The sequence below is a fragment of the Ochrobactrum sp. CGA5 genome, from assembly GCF_006345815.1.
In the GTDB taxonomy this organism is placed as follows: Bacteria; Pseudomonadota; Alphaproteobacteria; order Rhizobiales; family Rhizobiaceae; genus Brucella.
This window is the reverse complement of sequence record NZ_VCIG01000038.1, coordinates 266312-289285: the sequence shown is the minus strand read 5'-3', so window position 1 is coordinate 289285 and position 22974 is coordinate 266312. Positions and strand designations below refer to the sequence as shown.

Genomic DNA, 22974 nt, shown 5'->3' with positions numbered 1-22974 from the left:
CCCGTCAACCTTTCATAACATTGACGTCTTCCACCGCGATGGAACCGCGATTACGGAAGAAAACAACGAGAATTGCCAGACCAATCGCCGCTTCAGCAGCAGCAACAGTCAGAACGAAAAGGGCGAAGACCTGCCCGACCATGTCGCCGAGCTGGCTGGAGAACGCCACGAAATTGAGATTGACCGACAGAAGGATCAATTCGATCGACATCAGGATAACGATGACGTTCTTGCGGTTCAGGAAGATGCCGAATACGCCAAGCGTGAACAGGATGGCCGAAACGGTGAGATAATGGGAGATACCGATTTCCATATGCTTATCCTCAGATGCCTTTGCCCGTCTCGACCTTCTTGATCTCGATCGCCGTTTCCGGCGTGCGAGCTACCTGGGCCGGGATGGACTGGCGCTTGACATTCGGCTTGTGCCGTAGCGTCAGAACGATGGCGCCGATCATCGCAACCAGAAGGACAAGACCGGCAACCTGGAAGTAGAAGACGTAGTCGGTGTAGAGAATGTCACCGAGAGCAGCGGTATTGGTCCGCTCAGCGATATTCGGGATCGGCACAGCACCCTGCCCTAGCTTCGGCGCAAACATATTGCTTGCAAAGACGAAGATGAGCTCTCCGAGCAGGATAAGGCCGACAAGAGCGCCGACCGGCGCATATTGCAGCGCGCCGCGCTTCAGTTCGGCAAAGTCCACATCCAGCATCATGACGACGAAGAGGAAGAGAACCGCCACTGCGCCGACGTAAACAACGAGCAGGATCATGGCGAGGAACTCGGCCCCCGTCAGCAGGAATAGAGCTGCCGCATTGAAGAATGTGAGGATCAGAAACAGCACCGAATGCACGGGGTTGCGTGCCGCGATCACCATAAACGCGGATGCGATCATGATGAAGGCGAACAGATAGAAGAACGCTGCCGCAATACCTGTCAGCATGGGGATCCCCCAACACCTTTCCGTGAGCAAAGCCTTATTGCCTCGCTCGCTCTAGTCTTTGTTTGCCGCGAATAATCGCGAAACTTAAATTCCAGCAACAAGATGGGCCGCCCTTCATGTTGCCGCTTCTCAAACCGGATGCCGAAACGGGGTTTCAGCAAAACCAATCAGCGATATGGCGCATCCATCGCGATATTTCGCGCGATTTCGCGTTCCCAACGGTCGCCATTGGCAAGGAGCTTGTCCTTGTCATAATAAAGTTCTTCGCGGGTTTCAGTCGCGAACTCGAAATTCGGACCTTCCACGATGGCGTCCACCGGGCATGCTTCCTGGCAGAAACCGCAATAGATGCACTTCACCATATCGATGTCGTAACGCACCGTGCGGCGGGTTCCGTCATTGCGACGCGGTCCAGCCTCGATGGTGATGGCCTGCGCCGGGCAGATCGCCTCGCAAAGCTTGCAGGCGATGCAGCGTTCTTCGCCGTTGGGATAACGGCGCAGTGCATGCTCTCCGCGAAAGCGTGGAGAAACCGGACCCTTTTCATGCGGGTAGTTCAACGTCGCCTTCGGCGCGAAGAACTGACGCATGGAAAGAAAGAACGCGCCGACGAATTCCTTGAGCAGGAGCGATTTGGCTGCTTGAGCGAATGAAGCCATGTTTATTACTCCTTACGCCAGACCAAAGACTTTGAGGAACGTCGCTGTCGCGACAACCATGAAGAGCGAGATCGGCAGGAACACCTTCCAGCCAAGGCGCATCAGTTGGTCGTAGCGATAACGCGGAACGAAAGCCTTCACCATTGCGAAGAGGAAGAAGCAGAAGCAAAGCTTCAGCATGAACCAGATGATGCCCGGAACCCAGTTGAGGAACCACACGTCCACCGGAGGCAGCCAGCCGCCAAGGAACAACGTCGTCATCAGGGCGCACATCAGCGTGATCGCCACATATTCGCCGAGGAAGAACAGAAGGAACGGCGTGGACGAGTATTCGATCATGTGACCAGCCACGAGTTCCGATTCAGCTTCGACCAGGTCGAATGGCGGACGGTTCGTTTCAGCAAGCGCCGAAATGAAGAAGATCACGAACATCGGGAACAGGCAGAGCCAGTTCCAGTCGAGGAACGAAGCAGGCAAACCGAGCATGGTTCCAAGACCGGTGTTCTGCGAGAGCACAATGTCGGTGAGGTTGAGCGAGCCAACCGTCAGCAGAACCGTGACAATCACAAAGCCGATGGAGACTTCATAGGAAACCATCTGCGCAGCAGAACGAAGAGCGCCAAGGAACGGATACTTCGAGTTCGATGCCCAGCCGCCCATGATCACGCCGTAAACTTCAAGCGAAGAAATGGCGAAGATATAGAGAATGCCGACATTGATGTTGGCGATTGCCCAGCCTTCATTGACCGGAATGACCGCCCAGGTTGCCATTGCGAGAACAGCAGAAACGAAAGGCGCAAGGAGGAAGACCCCCTTGTTTGCGCCAGACGGAATGATCGGCTCCTTGAAGACGAACTTCAACAAGTCGGCAAAGGCCTGGAAAAGACCCCAGGGTCCGACAACGTTCGGACCGCGACGAAGCTGTACCGCTGCCCAGATCTTGCGATCTGCGTAAAGCAGGTATGCGACGACGATCAGCAATACAACGAGCAGAACGACCGACTTCAGCGCTATGATAAGCGCGGGCAAGACGTAAGCTGCAAAAATTCCTTCCATTGTTCCGTCTCTCTCTCGCTTACTCAGCTGCCTGTTGGAAGCCGCCGGCCGCGAGCGCCGAGCATTCGGCCATAACGGCGGAAGCGCGCGCGATTGGGTTCGTCAGATAGAAGTCCTTGACCGGGGAGACGAACGCAGCGCCGCCGCCCAGGTTGGATGCCTTAGCTGCCAGCGTGACGAGATCGTCGGCGGAAGCAGGGGTAATGGTGTCGATAGCCAGCATATGCGGGTAGTCTGCATAGAGCTTGGAGCGAAGCTGTTGCAACGAATCGAACGGCAAGCGCTTGCCGAGGGCGTCGGAAAGAGCACGCAGGATTGCCCAGTCTTCCTTTGCCTCGCCCGGTGCGAAACCGGCGCGACTGCCAAGCTGCACACGTCCTTCGGTGTTGAGCCAAGTGCCCGACTTTTCCGTGTAGGCTGCGCCCGGCAGGATCACGTCGGCAGCGTGTGCACCGGCATCGCCGTGCGTACCGATGTAAACGACGAAGCTCGAACCCTTTTTGGTCATGTCGAGTTCATCTGCACCAAGCAGGAACACAACATCCAATTGGCCAAGCATATCTCCAGCAGCCTTGCCGCCCTCACCCGGCACAAAGCCGAGGTCCAGAGCGCCAACGCGCGAAGCGGCGGTGTGCAGAACGGAGAAGCCGTTCCACTCGTCCTTGATCGCACCGACGTCCTGCGCAAGCTTGGCGGCAGTTGACAGAACTGCCCGACCGTTCTCACCGGTGAGTGCGCCCTGACCGATGATGATCAGTGGACGCTCAGCCTTGACGAGAACGTCGCGGAATGGGTTCTTGCCAGCAGCTACGGCAGCGAGCGTCTCAGCGCCAGCGCCCAGATAATCGTAATTGTAACGCAGTTCAGCCTGTTCACCGATCAGTGCGACCGGGAAATGCCCCATGCGCTGACGCTTACGGATGCGGGCGTTCAGAACAGCAGCCTCAATACGGGGATTGGAACCGATGATGAGCAAAGCATCAGCGTTTTCAATGCCTTCGATCGAGGCGTTAAAGAGATAACTTGCGCGTCCCAGAGCCGGATCGAGAGCAGCGCCGTCCTGGCGGCTGTCGATATTGGCAGAGCCGAGCGAGGTCATCAGGCCCTTTAGCGCATAGATTTCTTCAACCGAAGCCAGATCGCCAGCCACTGCGCCGATCTTTTCAGCCGACGTTGCAGAGACCCTGGCCGCAATCGCAGCAAAAGCTTCTGGCCAGGTTGCCGCAACCAGACGGCCATCCTTGCGGACATATGGGCGGTCGAGACGCTGTGTGCGCAGGCCATCCCAGATGAAGCGGGTCTTGTCGGAAATCCACTCCTCGTTCACCGCTTCGTTGACGCGCGGCATGACGCGCATCACTTCACGGCCACGGGTGTCGACGCGGATGTTGGAACCAACCGCATCCATCACGTCGATGGTTTCGGTCTTGTTCAGTTCCCACGGACGCGCCTGAAACGCATAAGGACGTGAGGTCAAAGCGCCAACCGGGCAAAGGTCAATGACATTGCCCTGCAATTCCGAGGTCATGGCGCGTTCGAGATAGGTCGTGATTTCAGCGTCTTCGCCACGGCCAATGAGGCCGAGTTCGGAAATGCCCGCAACTTCCGTCGTGAAGCGGACGCAGCGCGTGCAGTGAATGCAGCGCGTCATCACCGTCTTGACGAGCGGGCCGATATATTTGTTTTCAACGGCACGCTTGTTCTCGCGATAGCGCGAACCGTCAGTGCCGAAGGCCATAGCCTGATCCTGCAGATCGCACTCGCCGCCCTGATCGCAGATCGGGCAATCCAGCGGGTGGTTGATGAGCAGGAATTCCATCACGCCTTCGCGGGCCTTCTTGACCATCGGCGTGTTGGTGAAAATTTCAGGCGCTTCGCCATTCGGGCCGGGACGCAGATCGCGTACGCCCATAGCGCAGGATGCCGCTGGCTTCGGCGGCCCGCCCTTTACCTCAACCAGGCACATACGGCAATTTCCGGCGATGGAAAGCCGTTCGTGGAAACAGAAACGCGGCACTTCCGCGCCCGCGGCTTCGGCAGCCTGAAGGAGCGTATAGTGATCGGGTACTTCGATCTCTGTGCCGTCAACCTTGATCTTTGCCATCGCTTATCCAAACCTGCGGCTTAAGCCGCATCTTCCAGATCTCAAACTCTAGTTCCTGCCTTTGTATTGGCATGGCCTTTTCCGAAAACCGCCAGGCACTTTTCGGGGCCATGCCCTGCCGGGCAGGCTCACAAAACCTATTCAGCCGCTTCCAGACGGATATTGCGGCTCTGAACGGCGTTGCGGGTATAATCGTCAATGCGCTTTTCAATTTCCGGGCGGAAATTGCGGATCAGTCCCTGAATAGGCCATGCAGCAGCATCGCCAAGCGCGCAGATCGTGTGACCTTCAATCTGCTTGGTCACGTCGAACAGCATGTCGATCTCGCGCTTCTGCGCGTTACCCTTGACCATGCGTTCCATCACGCGCCACATCCAGCCGGTGCCTTCACGGCACGGCGTGCACTGGCCGCAGCTTTCATGCTTGAAGAACGCTGCCAGACGGGCGATTGCCTTGATGATGTCGGTAGACTTGTCCATCACGATCAGCCCGCCGGTGCCGAACGACGATTTCTTGTCGCGCATACCGTCAAAGTCCATGATGGCGTCCATCATGTCTTCGCCCTTGATAACCGGGCACGACGCGCCGCCGGGAATAACCGCCAGCAGATTGTCCCAGCCGCCGCGAATGCCGCCGCCATGCTTTTCGATCAGCTCACGGAACGGAATGCCGAGGCCTTCTTCGATGACGCAAGGCGTGTTCACGTGCCCCGAAATCTGGAACAGCTTGGTGCCGACATTGTTCGGGCGTCCGATGGATGAGAACCATGCTGCGCCACGACGCAGGATCGTCGGCGCCACGGCAATCGATTCCACGTTGTTCACAGTGGTCGGGCAGCCATAAAGGCCCATATTTGCCGGGAATGGAGGCTTCAGACGCGGCTGGCCTTTCTTGCCTTCAAGGCTTTCGAGCAGAGCCGTTTCTTCGCCGCAGATGTAAGCACCTGCGCCGTGGGATACGAGAACATCCATATCCCAGCCGCACTTGTTATTCTTGCCCAGAAGACCAGCTTCGTAGCACTCATCGATTGCGGCCTGAAGGGCTTCACGCTCACGCATGAACTCGCCGCGAATGTAGATATAGGCAGTATGTGCGCCCATGGCGCAACCGGCGATCACGCAGCCTTCGATCAGCGTATGCGGATCGTGGCGCAGAATTTCGCGGTCCTTGCAGGTGCCCGGCTCGGATTCGTCGGCATTGACGACCAGATAATGCGGGCGACCGTCGCTCTGCTTGGGCATGAACGACCACTTGAGGCCCGTCGGGAAGCCAGCGCCACCACGGCCACGCAGGCCCGAAGCCTTCATCTCGTCGATGATCCAGTCACGGCCCTTCTCGATCAATCCCTTAGTGTTGTCCCATTGGCCGCGTGCCATGGCACCCTTCAGGGACTGATCCTTGAAGCCGTAAATATTGGTGAATATGCGATCTTTATCAGCCAGCATGTCTCACCTGTTTCCGTTCGTGTTTGCCAATATCGAAGTCATCATACCGGCTTCTTTCCGAATACCTTGATGTATTCCTCGACGCCGCCCTTGGCCAAAGCCTTAGCCTGCTTTACCCAGTCTTCACGCTCGATACGACCGTGGAAGCTGAGATAGCCGTCGACCCATTCGCGCTCGGCCTTTTTCCAGGACGCGACCTGCTTGAAGGTGAAGATGCCCAGCTCATGCAGGGTTTCCTCGATCTTCGGGCCAACGCCCGAAATAAGCTTCAGGTCATCGACGGCCTCCGGACGCTCCATGGCAACCGGACGGTTCTTGTCGTCGAGCTTGAAATTCTGCTTGGTATCAACCGAAGCGGCCTTTTCGGCAGACTTCGACACCTTTACATCCGACGGCGTCTTGAGCGCTGGATCTGTTTCCGGTGCATTGGTCACGGGCTTTGCAGCATTGGACGGAGCGACGCTCTTCGCTTCCTCGGCAGCTTTTGCAGCGGCTTCCGCTTTTGCCTTCTCGTCAGCTTCGGCCTTCGCCTTGGCTGCGGCGGCATCGGATGCCTTGCGGGTTTCAAGACCGACCTTCTTGTAGTCTAGATCTTCGGTCAGGGCTGTCAGACCGCCGAGCGGCTCAGACGTCACGCGGTCGATCTGCGGACCCGGCTTGACGGTGTCGCCCTTGCCGGCTTCAAAAGCGTCGATGATTTCGGCAAGACGTTCCGGCGTCAGATCTTCATAGGCGTCCTTGAAGATCATCACCATCGGCGCATTAGCGCAGGCGCCTTGGCATTCAACTTCTTCCCACGAAAGCGTTCCCTCGGCATTCAGCTCGAACGGATCGTGGTTGATCTTGTGACGGCAGACATCCATCAGCGCTTCCGAACCACGCAGCATGCATGGCGTCGTCCCGCAAACCTGAATGTGAGCGCGCGTGCCCACAGGCTTAAGCTGGAACTGCGTATAGAAAGTCGCGACTTCCAGAACGCGGATCAACGGCATATCAAGCATGCCTGCGACATGTTCGATAGCTGCCTTCGTGACCCAGCCATCCTGCTCCTGCGCACGCATGAGCAACGGAATGACAGCCGACTGCTGACGGCCATCAGGGAATTTTGCAATCGTCTTGTGCGCCCAGTCCTGATTTTCCGCGTTGAACGCGAAAGCGGCTGGCTGGACGGCATCATCTGCGAGACGGCGAACGGACATCAGCGGTCAACCTCACCAAACACGATATCGAGCGAGCCAAGAATTGCCGACACGTCAGCCAGCATATGGCCGCGGCACAGGAAATCCATGGCCTGAAGATGGGCAAAGCCCGGAGCGCGCAGCTTGCAGCGATAAGGCTTATTGGTGCCGTCCGACACGAGGAAGACGCCAAATTCACCTTTCGGAGCTTCGACTGCTGCGTAAACTTCACCGGCAGGCACGTGATAGCCTTCCGTATAAAGCTTGAAGTGGTGGATGAGCGCTTCCATCGAGCGCTTCATCTCGCCGCGCTTCGGCGGCACGATCTTGTTGTCGGCATTGGAAACCGGACCGACGCGCTCCTTGCCGAGCAGAAGATCGACACACTGGCGCATGATACGCGCCGACTGGCGCATTTCTTCCATGCGGATCAGGTAGCGATCATAGCAATCGCCGTTCTTGCCGATCGGAATATCGAATTCCATCTCGTTGTAACACTCATAAGGCTGCGACTTGCGCAGATCCCATGCAGCGCCCGAACCACGAACCATGACGCCCGAGAAGCCCCATGCCCATGCATCTTCCAGCTTCACGACGCCGATATCGACGTTACGCTGCTTGAAAATACGGTTCGGCGTGATGAGGTCATCAAGATTGTTGAGCGTCTTGAAGAACGGATCGATCCATTTGCCGATGTCTTCAACGAGCTGATCCGGCAGGTCCTGATGGACGCCGCCCGGACGGAAATAGGCTGCGTGCATACGTGCGCCACAAGCGCGTTCGTAGAACACCATCAGCTTTTCGCGCTCTTCAAAGCCCCAGAGCGGCGGCGTCAGTGCGCCAACGTCCATGGCCTGCGTCGTCACGTTGAGAAGATGGTTCAGGATACGGCCGATTTCGGAATAGAGAACGCGGATAACCTGACCGCGCTTCGGCACATCGATGCCAAGCAGGCGCTCAACAGCAAGCGCGTAGGCGTGCTCCTGGTTCATCGGTGCAACATAATCGAGGCGGTCGAGATAAGGTACAGCCTGAAGGTAGGTCTTGGCTTCCATCAGCTTTTCGGTGCCGCGATGCAGCAGACCGATATGCGGATCGACGCGCTCGACGACTTCGCCGTCGAGTTCAAGCACCAGACGCAACACGCCGTGCGCGGCAGGGTGCTGCGGACCGAAGTTGATATTGAAATTGCGGACCTGAGTCTCAGCCATGTTCAGCTTCCTGTTTGGCTGCAAGAGCCGCCAAGAACTCCTCACCGGTCATCCGGTGGGTGTCGTTGGCAAAATCGTAATTCGCAGGCTTGTTATCGATGAAGATTTCTTCGGCGAAATGGAAGCGTTCCGGCTCGGCAAAAGCCTGCATCGAAACGACCGTCATCCCATCATGGATACCGCGCCAGAACAGCGACGAACCGCACTTCGAGCAGAAGCGACGCTCACCCCATTCCGAAGACGAAAAGGTGGACAGGGCGGCTTCATCTTCGATTTCAACTGAAGTGCCGCAGTTGACGGCCATGAAAGCACCACCCGACCAACGCCGACACATGCTGCAATGACAGACATCCATTTCCATCTTTGCTGGAACAGCGGTGAATTTCACCGCTCCGCAAAGACACTGACCATTCAATCTTTCGCCTGCGCCCATGAGTATGCCCTCAGTTCGCCTTAGCTTTCTCGTCGCCCGGCAGAACATAATCTGTCCCTTCCCATGGCGAGAGAAAATCGAAATTGCGGAATTCCTGGCGGAGCTGCACAGGCTCGTATACGACGCGCTTCAGCTCGTCGTTGTAACGAACCTCAACGAAGCCAGTGAGCGGGAAGTCCTTGCGCAGCGGATGGCCTTCAAAACCGTAGTCCGTCAGGATGCGGCGGAGATCCGGGTGGCCGGAGAACAGAACGCCGTACATGTCGTAGGTTTCGCGCTCAAACCATTCCGCGCCGACAAAGACAGGCACTGCGGAAGGCACCAGCGTATCTTCATCGGCCTGAACCTTGACGCGGATGCGCTGGTTCTGACGCGGAGACATCAGTTGGTAAACGACATCAAAGCGCTTTGCGCGCTGCGGATAGTCCACACCCGAAATATCCGTCAGGTTGACAAACTGGCACTGCACATCGTCACGCAGAAAAGTCAGAACGTTGATGATGCTTGCTACCGGAACCGACAGCGTCAACTCGCCATAGGCAAGCTTCGCCTCTTCGATCGCGTCGCCGAGACGTTCCTTGATGTAGCCGGAAAGTTCACCGAGAGCTTCTTCGCTCATAATCAAATGTCCTTGTCTTCGGCCTTAGCGTTCAATGGTGCCGGTGCGGCGAATCTTCTTCTGCAGGAGAAGAATGCCGTAGAGCAGCGCTTCAGCAGTCGGAGGGCAGCCCGGAACGTAAATATCGACCGGAACCACGCGATCGCAGCCGCGCACCACCGAATAGGAATAGTGGTAGTAGCCGCCGCCGTTGGCACAGGAACCCATCGAAATAACGTAACGCGGCTCAGGCATCTGGTCGTAGACCTTGCGCAGAGCGGGCGCCATCTTGTTGGTCAGCGTACCGGCGACGATCATAACGTCGGACTGACGCGGCGATGCGCGCGGCGCGATGCCGAAACGTTCGGCGTCGTAACGCGGCATGGAGATATGCATCATCTCCACGGCGCAACATGCCAGACCGAAGGTCATCCACATCAGCGAACCCGTACGCGCCCAGGTGATCAGAGCGTCAGCGGACGTGACGATGAAACCTTTATCGGAAAGCTCGCTGTTCAGATCGTTGAAGAATGCATCGTCGGAACCGACAGGCTTGCCCGTGCGCGGGTCAAGAATGCCCTTCGGCTGCGGAGCCACGAGCGTCGTGTTGGCTGAGGTCAATCCCATTCCAGCGCTCCCTTCTTCCATTCATAAATGAAGCCGATGGTCAGAACCCCAAGGAACACCATCATCGACGCAAAGCCGAACCAGCCGATTTCACCAAAGGACACAGCCCATGGGAAAAGGAAGGCGACTTCCAGATCGAAGATGATGAAGAGAATCGACACCAGATAGAAGCGGATGTCGAACTTCATACGGGCATCATCAAAGGCATTGAAGCCGCACTCGTAAGCAGAAAGCTTTTCGGGGTCAGGCTGTCTATAGGCGACAAGAAACGGCGCAACCAGAAGGGCTACACCAATTACCATCGCAATGCCGAGAAAAATGACGATCGGCAGGTAGGAACTTAAAAGCTCGTTCATGGTCCTTTATCCGGCTTGAATACGAGGCTGCGCCGCCTGTCATAAGCTTTTTGGAGCTGACGACCATGCGACACATTGCATCTGTTGCAACCCCGTCGCCCCAAGCAGCTTCAAAAGGCATGCCGTGCGAACTAAGCGCTTTTCGCCGGGACGGTTATCGCAGCGCGTGCGCAAGCGCAACCCCTCCGGCACGATCTATTGGGCAAAGACGAGCCAAGATGCTTAACAAGCCATGGCATCAAGCCCGCTTACCCCCTGAAAACCCGTATAACATGAAAAGATCATAATTTCGTGAGGAAAAGTCGCATGGACTCATCAGCTTGGCAATTGCCGGGAGAATCAATTGCCTGCAAGCCGGTAATGAAAGTTGGGGGTTTCAGCACTCGCTTTAAAATGAACTCATGGAGCAGCCGAAGCACCTGCCCCAACCAACCTGCCCGGCAGATAAAGCACAAGCGAAGCGGCGCCCTTGATTGCGGAAGCGCCGTCTGCCAGCACCGCCTGTCCCGTCGGCTGGTTCTCCCGTCCGTTCAAAGCACCCAGCGATAGAGTACCGTCATTGACCAAAGCCATCAGCGATGGCGAAGACGCAAAGACATTATGTGCGCCACCATCCACATCTGTCGCGTCTATCACAGCGATTCCGTATCTCTGAAGCGTGGGAATACTGGTGCCGTCCCCTACCCGTGCATGGCCGCCGGTGATGAAGGAGGAGACCCCAAGCGCGCGGTCGCTGCGCGACGTCATCACCGCCGTCGGATGCGGCATGGGATCAATATCCTTGACCTGCTTTTCAAACACGTCCAGATCGATGTCGGGCGCGGCCAGCAACAGTGCACTGATGCGGCGCAGCACATTCTTTTCGCCACGCAGGGATAGTGTTCTTAAAGCTTCCATGGTGACGAAGCTACCCATGGAATGCCCGACGAGAACGATGCGCTCCGCCTTGCTGCGGGCGACGAGCCGCAGCAATCGCGCCAGACCGTCGCGCGCGAAATCCGCGCTATCACGATCATAGACATAAAGCCCCAGATCGCCACCCGATGGCCATGCATATTCAACCGCCACCGACTTCATTTTGTAGTCATGGACAAATTGTGCAGTACGAAACGTACTGTCGGCAAAATTATTGTTGTAGCCATGCACGAAGATCAGGATTTCCTTATCTTTCGGTCCCTGCTTCGCGAGGGCGGCATTTAGCTGTGCGAGAAACTGTTCTGAATTGTCGTAAGGCTGGAACGATGTGGCCGCGAAATGCTTGGTGGGATCAGGCTTATAGCCGGTTGACTCAACCTGTCCTTTGACATGAGCGGCAGGAATACCAACGTCGACCTGCGCAAAATTCAGCGTGTCCGAGCGCTTTGAACTGTAAGGTTGCGAGAAATTATCCGAACGCTGGCGGCTCGTGGCAACGTAGATAGGGACCACCGCCGCCGGTTTCGCAGGCTTGACGATGGCGGCTTGAGCTGCCGCCACCGATTGCGGGCTTGAATTCGGTCCGTGCCACAACACAGCGCGGGGCGCGCCGCATCCGGCCAGAATCAAAAACATTGCAAGCAGAGCAAGATAGGCGTGCCTGGTCATCGTCACAGCGATCCATCCCTGTCATCCGATTCCAAGCGATTGAAAACAGGAAATTCGCCCTGTGGCAATGCATTGGCGCAGCCTCTGGGTTTTCATCATGCAAACCGCTCTAGAAGACAAAAGGTCCGCAGATGAAAATTCCGTCCCCGTTCGCGGGTAAAGTTGGAATGGAAACGTTGTCAATGCTGAAAGCTTTGCGAAGCCATGCCTTCAGATCGGATTCGCCCCAGTTATCATGAAACAAATTGCCGGCCAAAGCATCGCAAGGAGGTGACGCATGAGCCATTATCTGCTCGCCAGCGGCGATCTTCTCGTCATTGCAGCGATCATTCTTTCGGTCGCATATCTGTCCTGGAGACAATTTTCCAAATAGCAAACATGCGGTTCGGCGAAGTGACTGCGCCCCGGCAATTCTCATGAAATTTCTTGAAGAGAAGACGGCACCATAACACAGGCGGTGGGCGCCACTTTCGTGTCAACGTTCAATCTATCGATTTGTTGAGAGGAAAGTGGCGCGAGTGACGGGGCTCGAACCCGCGACCTCCGGCGTGACAGGCCGGCACTCTAACCAACTGAGCTACACCCGCGCATTTCTCGGCAACCTTGCGGCTGCGTCGCACCAGCGTTTCCGTCCGGTGTGAGCGGTCGTTTAAGGGGTTCTAGAACAAGTGTCAAGCGCGTGTTTCGTGAAGAAATGCGATATTGCAAAAATCATTCACAGGGCATTCAGTGCCTGCTCACGATCAGCAATTCCAACTTGATGAAGAAGCGAAAACGACGGTGGGCGCCACTTTCGTGTCAACGTTCAATCTATCGATTTGTTGAGAGGAAAGTGGCGCGAGTGACGGGGCTCGAACCCGCGACCTCCGGCGTGACAGGCCGGCACTCTAACCAACTGAGCTACACCCGCGCATTTCTCGGCAACCTTGCGGCTGCGTCGCACCAGCGTTTCCGTCCGGTGTGAGCGGTCGTTTAAGGGGTTCTAGAACAAGTGTCAAGCAAGGGTCATGAAGAAAGAATAAGAATTTTCGATTTTGCTGTCGAACGCCTGATTTCCGGGCTTTTTCATTGAAATCAAACTTATCCACAAACCCGGCCAACCCCTCGATATCGCTGCGGCTTTCAGAATCATCCACATCGCGCCTTCCAAAAGCCCCGCCTTACGGCAACGAGCAAACTCCGATTACTTGCTTGATTTAATACCAACCGGTTGGTATTGTTTAATCAGGAGCAAGATCATGGCACGCAAACAGAACCCGCAGACCCGTTCCAACCTGCTTGATGCAGCGTTGAGCGTTATTCGCACCAAAGGCTACGCTGCAACCACGGTGGATGACATCTGTACGAAGGCCTCACTGTCGAAGGGCGCTTTCTTTCATCATTTTTCGAGCAAGGAAGATCTGGCCGTCGCCGCAGCCAACTACTGGTCGGAAATGACCGGCGCGCTCTTTGCGGATGCTGACTATCATGCTCCCGAAGACCCGCTGGAGCGCGTGCTAGCCTATGTCGAGTTTCGCAAGCAACTGATTCAAGGCGAGCTGCCAAACTTCACCTGTCTCGTTGGTACCATGACGCAAGAAGTTTATGAGACCAATTCCGTAATCCGGGATGCCTGCTGGAACAGCATTTCGAGCCATGCGGACACGCTTGTCCCCGATATTGCGGCTGCCATGGAGCGTTATGCCGTTCCAGGAGATTTCACCGCTGAAAGCCTCGCGCTTCATACGCAGGCGGTGATTCAGGGTGCCTTTATCATCGCCAAGGCCAGTGGCGACCCGCTGCACGCGATCGAAAGCATCGACCATCTCAAGCGATATATCAGCCTGCTCTTCAAACCGTCTGCCAACACCCACTGAACTGAGAATCAACAAAGGGAGGAAACCATGCCCAACACCATTCGCCTGCACCGCGTCTTCGCCGCCAAGCCGGAGAAGGTTTATCGCGCATTCATCGAGCCGGACGCCGTGGCAAGCTGGCTACCGCCATATGGGTTCACCTGCACTGTCCACGAGCTGGACGCAAAGGTCGGCGGCAAACACAAAATGTCGTTCCGGAATTTCACGACCGGCCACAGCCACTCTTTCGGCGGCACATATGTCGAACTCGTTCCGGGAGAACGGCTGGTTTATACGGACAGTTTCGACGATCCGAACCTGCCGGGCGAAATGAAAGCCACGATAACGCTGAAAGCCGTTTCAGTCGGAACGGAAATCAACATCGAACAGCAAGGCGTCCCCGACATTATTCCCGCTGAGGCCTGCTATCTCGGCTGGCAGGAAAGCCTGGAGAAATTGAAGAAGCTCGTTGAGCCGGAAATCAACCAATAATACTGTTCAGGCAGTAACGTGCAAGGAGTGGGTATTCGAGATCCCACGCGTCGAAACGCACATAGGTAGGGTCTCGATCTGATTGGATCAGATCGAGACCCTACCTAATTCAATTTCAAGCACAGTCTTGGTCATCCTCGTTCCGCTCAAGTCGGATTATGCTCTCAACAGGATATCTGACAGAAATTCCGATCTTCTTTGAGATACAACAAATCCGTTTTGCGCCTGTCACTCTAGAATGGCTCGAATGATGATACGGCTGTCATCATCATACTTCGAAGCCTGACAGCCATGGAACAATATGATGTCGGCAGAACCTGTCCCAATATCCCCCGTACTTGATGTGCGCACCATACCGCCCATTTCGCGGCATGCGACGATCTTCTCGATGATCGATTCGCTTGAACCCGGCGAAGCACTGGAAATCGTCAACGATCACGATCCCGTCCCGCTGCGCCACCAGCTTGAAACTCGCAATCCGGGTGCATTCTCGTGGGTCTACAAGGAAACTGGCCCGTTGTGGCGGGTCGAGATCGGTCGCCGGAAAGGCCATCATGGCGCTGACCATGAGTGCACCTGCGGCAATCACTGAAGTCTTATAGGCACAATGTCCGGGACGAACTGAGATGATCGGCGCGACGCTTTCCCGTTGGACCCTCTCCTACTTCGCCGCTTCGCTTGCTTTCCTCGTCTTTGGACTTGCGTTGATGGCAGGCGGTTTCGGCTATCCGAGTCACGGAATTCGCGCGGCTGAAACACTTATAATCGTGCACGCCATCTCCATTGGATGGCTTGCACTGCTCATGAGCGGCGCACTTCTACAATTCGTGCCCGTTCTGGTGAACCGAACCCTGTCGGGAAGCAGGGCAAGCCTCCCCGCCTTGCTTCTGCTGGTGGCCGGACTTTCCGGTCTGCTCGTTGGCTTTGCAGGCATGGCCGGACTTACGGAAAGCCCGGCATGGCTGCTACCGGTCTCCGGCATCCTGTTGACCTGCGGATTTTCCATCATTTTCGCAATACTGGGCATGACGCTCTGGCTCGCTCGCCCGATCGCCATGCCCGCACGGTTTGTTGCGGCAGGCATCTGCTGTCTTCTGATAACAGCACTGCTTGGCAGTATTTTCACCTTCGCGCTCTCTGGCTTCACGGAGCAAGCCGTTCTGCTCGATATTGCGGGTGCGGCATTGCCGGTTCACGCCGCACTTGGCCTTGGCGGCTGGATGACATTCACGGCTATGGGCGTGAGCTACAGATTGCTGACAATGTTCATGCTGTCCCCCGATGCAGCGCGGCAGACAAACAGAATTATCTGGTGGGAAGGCGCTGCGGCCCTGACCATCCTCGCAGTCGGAATTGTCGTTGTGGCCTTGGAAATGGGATCAATCGAGACAGCCGTGACAGCGGCCCTCATTCCCGGAATCGCCTGCATCACGCTCTATATCGTCGATATTCAGATGATCTATCGGCAGCGCAAACGCAAGACGATAGAATTGAACAGCGCCGCCAGCATTCCAGCCTTCATCGCGCTTGGGCTTTCGCTTCTTTTGGCAATTGCACTGTTCTGGACGGGCGCCACCGATGCGATGGTTGCCGGACTTGTCTATCTGTTCACCTTCGGTTGGCTGACCGGCCTCAGCCTTGCCCAGCTCTACAAGATCGTACCGTTTCTGACCTGGCTCGAATGTTACGGCCCCGTCATGGGGCGTGCACCGACCCCGCGTGTGCAGGATATGGTCAGCGAACGCCGCGCACGACAGTGGTTCGCTCTTTATTATACTGGCGTTGCAGTCGCTACGCTGGCTTTGATTGCCGAATATCCAACCGTATTTCGTTTGGCCATTATGCTGAACCTCATGGCGATCCTTGCATTGATCGTGCACTTCTTCCGCGCCCGGCGGCTTCTCGATGTACCGAACGGCCTGCGCCTGCCAAAAGGGGCAACCCTGCCGCATCTCATTTATGCCGGTGAACCAATTCTCAGGAGATCGAAATGACAATCTCAGTTCAGGACATCACGCACCATGTGCTGGACGTACGCCCGCTGATCAAGGGCGGCGTGGAGCCATTCAATGCCATCATGGAAGCAGTCGATGGTCTTTCGCCGGGACAAAGCCTCCTGCTGATCGCCCCGTTCAAACCGGCACCGCTTTTCAGCGTTATGGAGCGAAAAGGGTTTTCGGCAGAAGCGGAGCCTCTGGATAATGGTGAGTGGCAAGTCCTTTTCAGCCCAGTGATGAATGCCACGTCCGAGCTACAGTTCTCTGACAATGTCGTATCGCCGGATGTCTGGCCTGAACCATCGCGCTATCTTGATTGTTCGGACATGGAGCCGCCGGAACCGATGGTAAGCATTCTTGCAGAGATCGAAGAGATGCCTGCGGGGGCGGTTCTGTTCGCGCTGCTGCATCGCGAACCTCTGTTTCTCTTTCCCGAACTCGAAAACCGCGGTCATGAATGGGTCGGCAATTTCGATGAGACCGGAACAGCCTATCGTATAATGATCCGGGTTGGAAACGCGAGGTAGCGGTCATGTCACACGAAACACATGGCCAGATGGAGAAGCAGATCATCGAAAGCCTTCGCCTGGTGCTCGACCCCGAACTTGGTTTTAACCTCGTTGACCTTGGCATGATCTACAGCATCGACATTCGTGATGGCGGGAATGTCTGTATCAGCATGACAACCACAACACCCGGCTGCCCGGCTGCCGGTTACCTGACCGATGCCGTTCGTGCGAGCGCGGCATCGGTTGAAGGTGTTCATGCAGTGAATGTGGAACTGACCTACGAACCGGAGTGGATTCCAGAGATGGCGATGCCTGAAGTGCAGGCTCGATTTGGAGATTAGAGCGCCCTGAACTGCGAGAAACTGCTTAAAGAAGCCCCGTAATCGAAACCAGTGAACAGTGCCGATCTGTTCGCTGGTTTCTCTTTTGAACACTCCCTTTGTTCCAGCGCAAACATAGATCGAATACATTCACTATCTATTTGAAATTTAATAATAATTTCTATCAATCTTTCTGCGTCACCTTGATCGCAGTCAAGGAGCACTGAAGTATCTCTTTCTATAGTCGATGTGACAGAGCAGGAAATGCTCGGTCCTATCGTAAAGGAGAGTATCGATGGCCGACCAGATGCAAATCAGCCGCCGCAGCATATTGGCAGGAGCTGCCCTCGCAGGCGCGCTTGCGCCGATTCTGGCAACCACATCCGCCTGGGGACAAGGCGCAGTGAGGAAGGCTACCGCCGCAGAAATAGCGGCACTCCCGCGCCAGAAAGTCGAGTTAGTGGACCCTCCCTTCGTGCATGCCCACAGTCAGGTTGCGGAGGGCGGACCCAAGGTGATCGAATTCACCATGGTGATTGAGGAAAAGAAGATTATCATCGATGATGCGGGGACCGAAGTTCACGCAATGGCGTTCAACGGCACTGTTCCGGGACCGCTGATGGTCGTGCATCAGGACGATTATGTGGAGCTGACCCTCATCAACCCCGAAACCAACACGTTGATGCACAATATCGACTTCCATGCTGCGACCGGTGCATTGGGTGGCGGCGGACTGACCGAGATCAATCCGGGTGAGAAGACCATTCTACGTTTCAAGGCGACCAAGCCCGGTGTCTTCGTCTATCATTGTGCACCTCCCGGAATGGTTCCCTGGCACGTCGTATCGGGCATGAACGGCGCTATCATGGTGCTGCCGCGTGAGGGGCTACACGACGGCAAGGGAAAGGCACTGACCTATGACAAAATTTATTATGTCGGCGAGCAGGATTTCTATGTGCCGCGCGACGAGGACGGGAAGTACAGGAAATACGATGCGCCCGGCGACGCTTATGAAGATACGGTCAAGGTCATGCGCACCCTCACCCCGACCCACGTTGTTTTCAACGGCGCGGTCGGCGCCCTGACCGGGGATAAGGCCATGACGGCAGCGGTCGGCGAGAAAGTCCTGATTGTCCATTCGCAGGCCAATCGCGATACCAGACCGCATCTGATCGGGGGGCATGGAGATTATGTCTGGTCGACAGGCAAGTTCAACACGCCGCCCGACGTCGATCAGGAAACCTGGTTCATTCCCGGTGGCGCGGCGGGAGCGGCATTCTACACGTTCCAGCAGCCCGGCATCTATGCCTATGTGAACCACAACCTGATCGAGGCTTTTGAACTTGGCGCCGCAGCCCATTTCAAGGTTACGGGTGAATGGAACGATGACCTGATGACCTCGGTTCTCGCGCCATCCGGCACGTGAGGCAGATGCAAAGGCGCTTTGCCTCCCAGGGCGCCTTTGGCACACCCTCCCTCACTTATATGTTGCTTTGCAAAGAAAGGCTCGGGGCTGCGTCCGCCCACCTCCCGGAGGGACGCGCCCCGTGATTTCCGATGAACGAAGGCAAAGGAAAAAAGTGCCTGCGTGACCTTGCGGTGGCCGTTCCGGCGGTTGCGCTGGCAGTCGTCGCAGGATTGTTTATTGTCGATGCCGTCGGGCGTCCCGGTCATTCAATGCCGGTGGTGTCGGCTGTTGGCCCTGAAACAATTGTCATCACGCCACGAACCATGACTTATCGAGCGGATGGTGATTTTCAGAAGAACAATTATTCCGTCGATGCCCCATTGACGACCCGAAAGCTGCAACGGGCATTCGAGATCATGAAATATCAGGTCAGCACGGCAGATTATGAGCGCTGTGTCATTGATGGTGACTGCCAGCCTGCCGAGATATTGCCACACAATCACGATGCATCTGGTACAGACGGCCCGATTGTCGGCGTCAGCTATGACGACGCACAATCCTATGCCGACTGGCTTTCACGCAAGACCGGCGAAAACTGGCACCTGCCGACAGACGAGCAGTGGGCTTTTGCAGCCGGCTCGCGCTTTCCCGACGATGCGCTCGGTATTGGCGAAGATGCTGCGACCAATCCGGCCCTGCGCTGGTTGAGAGACTATGAAAAACAAAGTGCCCGCAAGCTCGACAGGAGCCCAGCCATCCGCCCTGCCGGTGCTTTCGGCGTCAATGAACTGGGTGTAGCCGACATTGCGGGCAATGTGTGGGAATGGACCCAGACCTGTCACCGTCGAGTCAACATTGATGCGTACGGCAAGCAGGTTGCCGAAATGCCGTCCTGCGGGGTCTATGTCGTCAACGGCAAGCACCGCGCGGCGATGAGTTCCTTTATTCGCAATCCGAAAACCGGCGGTTGCAGCGTCGGCGTACCACCCGACAATCTTGGTTTCCGGCTGGTTCGCGACAATCGCTGGTATGCCGTGATGTGGAAACGCATCCAGAACATCGGCGCATGAGGGATTAACTGTGAATGCACGGTCCCCGGCCCCGAAAACAATTCCAAGCCTGCTTTGCTGTGCTAAAGTACCCGCAGGATTTTGGAGTGTGAGAAACGCAATGTCCATGATAGATCGCGGACTTGTCAGGAAACTGTCCTTGTTCGCCAAAATGAGTGATGGCGAACTCGATAAACTCGTTTCATATGCAACTACAAAACGTGTTCTTTCGGGAGAGGCGATTTTCGAACAGGGCGACGATGCCGTTCTTTTTTACCTCCTCCTGCACGGGCGATTGAAGGTCAATCAGGTGACGCCGGACGGACAACAGATCATCGTCCGAATGGTGCATCCGGGCGATCTTTTCGGATTTGCCAAAGCCTTGCAAAGGAGCGACTATCCCGGCACGGCGATCGCAGTCGCGGAAAGTATTGTCCTCGCCTGGCCCACAGAGCTTTGGGACTATTTTGTCGAGCAGAATCCCGGTCTGGCGATGAACGCAATCCAAACGATCGGCAAAAGGCTGGAGGAAGCACACACGCGCATCCGTGAAATGTCGACGGAAGAAGTGGAACGGCGTGTCGCGCATACGGTTCTGCGCCTTGCGCGTCAGGCCGGACGGAAAGAAGAAGACGGCATCCGGATCGATTTTCCGATCACGAAACAGGATATTGCCGAAATGACCGGAACGACGCTGCATACAGTGTCACGCATTCTCACCGGCTGGGAAGCACAAGGGTTTGTTCGCGGCGGTCGCCAGAAACTGACCGTTCTCAATATGTCTGGTGTGAGGCGACTTGCCGACGGCGAGCAATAAAGTCAGTAGAAAAGCCGGAATTTACAAGCGGAAAACGCTCTGCAGCGCACCACCAAAATAAAATAAAAACAATTAGATAATCTGACTTTCTTCCAAAGAGATTCGGATGGTGTATTTGCGTTATCCGAAAACTTCCCGTTCTTCGGATTTCGCTGCCAGCAGTGCCTCTATCATCAGCTTTTCCGACAGAATATGACGACGCACGCTCTCCATAAAGCCGCGCACCATGTATGAGATCGTGTCGCGAGCGAGGCTGCAACGATCTTCTGCAATTGCTATCAGTGTTTGTGACAGTTCCTCGGCGGCCAGCCGGTCACAGCGGTGTTCCGCCTTCAACCGCTCGATAGTGGCAGTGGCAAAATGGGAATGAGCCTGACGGCTGTAATCGGGGAAAAGCACCCCTTCTTCAAGCGCGTGGGTTTGGCCGACAAGACGCACCATGCCCATGGCGGTTCGCCGATACTCCACCATTGTTCCACCGGTTTCGAGGTCCTCTGCGATCTCCTCCAACCGCAGACACAGCTCCAACAGATCATGGTGGTGGGCTTCAAGACGGCTGATGTCGGTCGCGCGCAGGACTGGCGATTCGTTCACGGCCCTTTCCCTCCCTATCTACTGACCCAAGAAAAGCACGGCTGCGATCACAATGGATGCCGCAACGGCAGATAGCGTGCCAGCGCCCTGCAACGCCCCCATGCGATAGAGAGCCAGTGAGAATCCGATAATCGCCGGTGTCGCGACCATAAGCCCGATTTGTGCATCCGTCATTGAAACTTCCTCTGGTTTGGCGGGGATAGAATGTCGCCGCCAGTGCATTTCTTCTTTGCCAAAACGCAAAGAAGGTCCGAATAGCGAGCGCTAGGCATGTCTCATGTCTGAAACCGAAAATTTGTCCGTAGTTGCAACGAATTCAGAGGATCGTGCTGAAGGCGATCTTCTGCTCTGGATTCTCGTTTGGAGCGAACTCGCCGCCTTCGCGATCCTTCTGATCGCATTTATCGTAATGTCGGTCATCAATGTGGAAGGTGTTGCGCAAATGCGCGCGCATCTGAGCCCCGGATTTGCCGCAACGAACACTGTTGTGCTGCTGATGAGCGGTTGGCAGGCAGCGATAGCGGTGCGGATGCGCCACAATGTGAATCGGGCTCGCCGACCGCTTTTATATGCCACCTTTTTCGGCCTCGTATTTGTTGCGATCAAGCTCATCGAATATTCGCATGAAATCCAGTTTGCGAGCGATGAAAGCGCTGGATCGTTCTTCGAGCTTTATTTTCTTCTGACAGGGTTTCACCTAATGCATGTGGCGTTCGGCTCTGTCGTGCTGGCGCTCGTCGCCTGGCGACCGTCACCCGCCAACATTCTGCTGATTACGACGCTCTGGCACGCCATCGACCTTGTATGGCTGGTGATGTTCCCTGTTCTTTATCTCGCTTGAGGCCCGCAGTGTCCGGTCGCAATCACTCTTCCCTGATCCGCACATTCGTCGTTCTGATTATTATCGCTGTAAGCAGCGCATTCGTCGCAGGCACCAGCGCCGGACTGCTTGCAGGCATTGTCGTCGTATTGATTCTCGCTTTTGCGAAAGGCTGGCTCGTCATTCTCGATTTCATGGAAATGCGCGAAACCAGCGGCCCATTGAAGTTCGCCTTGATTGCCTGGCCTGCCCTTCTGCTGGCGCTGGCTCTGGCGCGTTCGGTCCTCGTGCGTGTTCTCTTTTGAACAACTGTGGCGGTGTTTGCCAAATCGCAAAGAAGCCCTTCGCCCAACCGATAGAACGGTCCAGTCCCGTGATGCTGGCGAGGGGATTGACCAGCCGCATTGTCGACGGGGGGATTTGTTGCCGGGCCTTGTCCCCGGCAGATGAAAGGACGAAGGGATGGCAGAACGCCTAACCAAGACCGGCGCACGAAACGTCTTCTACGGCGGGTCTATTTTCTTTTTCGCGATCTTTGTGGGGCTGACGGCGCACAGCCACTACTACATGAAAACGACTTCCACGGATGAATCCACGCTGACGGCCTCGGTCGCCCGCGGCAAGCACATCTGGGAGAAAAACTCCTGCATCAACTGCCACACGCTGCTTGGCGAAGGCGCTTATTTTGCGCCCGAACTCGGGAATGTCTGGAAGCGCTGGGGCGGAGAAGAAGACCCCGATGGCGCACGCGAGACAATGAAAGCCTGGATGCAGGCTCAACCCACCGGGATCGAAGGGCGTCGCCAGATGCCCCAGTTCAACCTGAGCGAACAGGAACTCAACGATCTGGCTGATTTCCTCGAGTGGACCAGTCGCATCAAGACGCAGGACTGGCCGCCCAACGAGGCAGGCTGAGCGCGGGATGAACGGAGTTACACAAT

The 22974-nt window shown here is 56.1% G+C and carries 27 protein-coding genes and 2 tRNA genes; 12 read left to right on the top strand and 17 right to left on the bottom strand.

The window, feature by feature from the left end; genetic code table 11:
* Positions 1–4: 4 nt before the first annotated feature.
* The 15 genes from nuoK to FJQ48_RS14270 all read right to left on the bottom strand — a co-directional run bounded on the left by nuoK (position 5) and on the right by FJQ48_RS14270 (position 13102).
* A complete protein-coding gene (gene nuoK, locus FJQ48_RS14340) occupies positions 5–313 on the bottom strand; it encodes an NADH-quinone oxidoreductase subunit NuoK (protein ID WP_061345449.1) in 309 nt (102 codons plus the stop codon).
* A gap of 10 nt (positions 314–323) precedes the next feature.
* Positions 324–941, bottom strand: a complete 618-nt coding sequence (locus FJQ48_RS14335) for an NADH-quinone oxidoreductase subunit J (protein WP_139975674.1) — start codon at positions 939–941, stop codon at positions 324–326.
* Between the two features lie 167 nt (positions 942–1108).
* Positions 1109–1600: an NADH-quinone oxidoreductase subunit NuoI gene (gene nuoI / locus FJQ48_RS14330; RefSeq protein WP_007874549.1), complete on the bottom strand. Its 492-nt coding sequence runs from the start codon at positions 1598–1600 to the stop codon at positions 1109–1111.
* A gap of 12 nt (positions 1601–1612) precedes the next feature.
* On the bottom strand, positions 1613–2656 hold the full coding sequence (nuoH, locus tag FJQ48_RS14325) for an NADH-quinone oxidoreductase subunit NuoH (protein ID WP_006466595.1): 1044 nt from the start codon (positions 2654–2656) through the stop codon (positions 1613–1615).
* Between the two features lie 19 nt (positions 2657–2675).
* Positions 2676–4760 carry an NADH-quinone oxidoreductase subunit NuoG gene (gene nuoG / locus FJQ48_RS14320; protein WP_139975673.1) on the bottom strand — a complete coding sequence of 695 codons (2085 nt, stop codon included), beginning with the start codon at positions 4758–4760 and terminating at the stop codon, positions 2676–2678.
* 137 nt (positions 4761–4897) lie between these two features.
* Positions 4898–6205, bottom strand: coding sequence for an NADH-quinone oxidoreductase subunit NuoF (gene nuoF, locus FJQ48_RS14315; protein WP_139975672.1), 1308 nt, complete (start codon positions 6203–6205; stop codon positions 4898–4900).
* Positions 6206–6246: 41 nt separating this feature from the next.
* The gene (locus FJQ48_RS14310; protein WP_139975671.1) at positions 6247–7404 is read right to left on the bottom strand and encodes an NADH-quinone oxidoreductase subunit E; all 1158 of its coding nucleotides are present in this window, start codon (positions 7402–7404) and stop codon (positions 6247–6249) included.
* Positions 7404–8594, bottom strand: a complete 1191-nt coding sequence (locus FJQ48_RS14305; protein WP_139975670.1) for an NADH-quinone oxidoreductase subunit D — start codon at positions 8592–8594, stop codon at positions 7404–7406. The genes FJQ48_RS14310 and FJQ48_RS14305 overlap by 1 nt, the downstream gene beginning before the upstream one ends.
* Positions 8587–8949 (bottom strand): GFA family protein, encoded by a 363-nt coding sequence (locus FJQ48_RS14300; RefSeq protein WP_273792583.1) that lies wholly within the window; start codon positions 8947–8949, stop codon positions 8587–8589. Before FJQ48_RS14300 ends, FJQ48_RS14305 begins: the two co-directional genes overlap by 8 nt.
* 88 nt (positions 8950–9037) lie before the next feature.
* A complete protein-coding gene (locus FJQ48_RS14295) occupies positions 9038–9646 on the bottom strand; it encodes an NADH-quinone oxidoreductase subunit C (protein WP_139975668.1) in 609 nt (202 codons plus the stop codon).
* A 24-nt stretch (positions 9647–9670) separates the two neighbouring features.
* The gene (locus FJQ48_RS14290; RefSeq protein ID WP_112587865.1) at positions 9671–10252 is read right to left on the bottom strand and encodes an NADH-quinone oxidoreductase subunit B; all 582 of its coding nucleotides are present in this window, start codon (positions 10250–10252) and stop codon (positions 9671–9673) included.
* Positions 10243–10608, bottom strand: a complete 366-nt coding sequence (locus FJQ48_RS14285; protein ID WP_006466588.1) for an NADH-quinone oxidoreductase subunit A — start codon at positions 10606–10608, stop codon at positions 10243–10245. The genes FJQ48_RS14290 and FJQ48_RS14285 overlap by 10 nt, the downstream gene beginning before the upstream one ends.
* A gap of 399 nt (positions 10609–11007) precedes the next feature.
* On the bottom strand, positions 11008–12192 hold the full coding sequence (locus FJQ48_RS14280; protein ID WP_139976298.1) for an alpha/beta fold hydrolase: 1185 nt from the start codon (positions 12190–12192) through the stop codon (positions 11008–11010).
* Between the two features lie 510 nt (positions 12193–12702).
* A tRNA-Asp gene (locus tag FJQ48_RS14275) sits at positions 12703–12779 on the bottom strand.
* Positions 12780–13025: 246 nt separating this feature from the next.
* A tRNA-Asp gene (locus tag FJQ48_RS14270) sits at positions 13026–13102 on the bottom strand.
* A 328-nt stretch (positions 13103–13430) separates the two neighbouring features.
* On the opposite strand from FJQ48_RS14270, the gene FJQ48_RS14265 reads away from it, so the two are divergent.
* The 9 genes from FJQ48_RS14265 (at position 13431) to FJQ48_RS14225 (ending at position 20619) form a co-directional block, all read left to right on the top strand.
* Positions 13431–14048 (top strand): TetR/AcrR family transcriptional regulator, encoded by a 618-nt coding sequence (locus FJQ48_RS14265; RefSeq protein WP_139975667.1) that lies wholly within the window; start codon positions 13431–13433, stop codon positions 14046–14048.
* Between the two features lie 27 nt (positions 14049–14075).
* Entirely contained in the window at positions 14076–14519 is a 444-nt protein-coding gene (locus FJQ48_RS14260) for an SRPBCC family protein (protein ID WP_139975666.1), read from the top strand.
* Positions 14520–14823: 304 nt separating this feature from the next.
* Positions 14824–15111 carry a DUF2249 domain-containing protein gene (locus tag FJQ48_RS14255; RefSeq protein ID WP_139976297.1) on the top strand — a complete coding sequence of 96 codons (288 nt, stop codon included), beginning with the start codon at positions 14824–14826 and terminating at the stop codon, positions 15109–15111.
* A 34-nt stretch (positions 15112–15145) separates the two neighbouring features.
* Positions 15146–16513, top strand: coding sequence for a hypothetical protein (locus FJQ48_RS14250; RefSeq protein WP_139975665.1), 1368 nt, complete (start codon positions 15146–15148; stop codon positions 16511–16513).
* A 2-nt stretch (positions 16514–16515) separates the two neighbouring features.
* Entirely contained in the window at positions 16516–17043 is a 528-nt protein-coding gene (locus tag FJQ48_RS14245; protein ID WP_180350239.1) for a DUF2249 domain-containing protein, read from the top strand.
* A gap of 5 nt (positions 17044–17048) precedes the next feature.
* Positions 17049–17366, top strand: coding sequence for a metal-sulfur cluster assembly factor (locus FJQ48_RS14240; protein WP_139975663.1), 318 nt, complete (start codon positions 17049–17051; stop codon positions 17364–17366).
* Positions 17367–17640: 274 nt separating this feature from the next.
* Positions 17641–18771, top strand: coding sequence for a copper-containing nitrite reductase (gene nirK, locus FJQ48_RS14235; RefSeq protein WP_139975662.1), 1131 nt, complete (start codon positions 17641–17643; stop codon positions 18769–18771).
* 131 nt (positions 18772–18902) lie between these two features.
* On the top strand, positions 18903–19823 hold the full coding sequence (locus FJQ48_RS14230) for a formylglycine-generating enzyme family protein (RefSeq protein ID WP_139975661.1): 921 nt from the start codon (positions 18903–18905) through the stop codon (positions 19821–19823).
* A gap of 100 nt (positions 19824–19923) precedes the next feature.
* Complete coding sequence (locus tag FJQ48_RS14225) at positions 19924–20619, top strand: Crp/Fnr family transcriptional regulator (RefSeq protein WP_139975660.1); 696 nt, start codon at positions 19924–19926, stop codon at positions 20617–20619.
* 120 nt (positions 20620–20739) lie between these two features.
* Here the strand turns inward: FJQ48_RS14225 and FJQ48_RS14220 are convergent, their stop codons facing one another.
* Both FJQ48_RS14220 and FJQ48_RS22430 read right to left on the bottom strand, forming a co-directional pair.
* Complete coding sequence (locus tag FJQ48_RS14220) at positions 20740–21213, bottom strand: hemerythrin domain-containing protein (protein WP_139975659.1); 474 nt, start codon at positions 21211–21213, stop codon at positions 20740–20742.
* 18 nt (positions 21214–21231) lie between these two features.
* Entirely contained in the window at positions 21232–21387 is a 156-nt protein-coding gene (locus FJQ48_RS22430; RefSeq protein WP_180350213.1) for a hypothetical protein, read from the bottom strand.
* A 103-nt stretch (positions 21388–21490) separates the two neighbouring features.
* Here FJQ48_RS22430 and FJQ48_RS14215 point away from each other — a divergent pair, with 103 nt between their 5' ends.
* The 3 genes from FJQ48_RS14215 (at position 21491) to FJQ48_RS14205 (ending at position 22948) form a co-directional block, all read left to right on the top strand.
* Positions 21491–22054: a cytochrome c oxidase subunit 3 family protein gene (locus FJQ48_RS14215; RefSeq protein ID WP_139975658.1), complete on the top strand. Its 564-nt coding sequence runs from the start codon at positions 21491–21493 to the stop codon at positions 22052–22054.
* A gap of 8 nt (positions 22055–22062) precedes the next feature.
* Complete coding sequence (locus FJQ48_RS14210; RefSeq protein ID WP_139975657.1) at positions 22063–22338, top strand: cytochrome C oxidase subunit IV family protein; 276 nt, start codon at positions 22063–22065, stop codon at positions 22336–22338.
* Between the two features lie 157 nt (positions 22339–22495).
* Entirely contained in the window at positions 22496–22948 is a 453-nt protein-coding gene (locus FJQ48_RS14205; RefSeq protein ID WP_139975656.1) for a cytochrome c, read from the top strand.
* Positions 22949–22974: the final 26 nt, after the last annotated feature.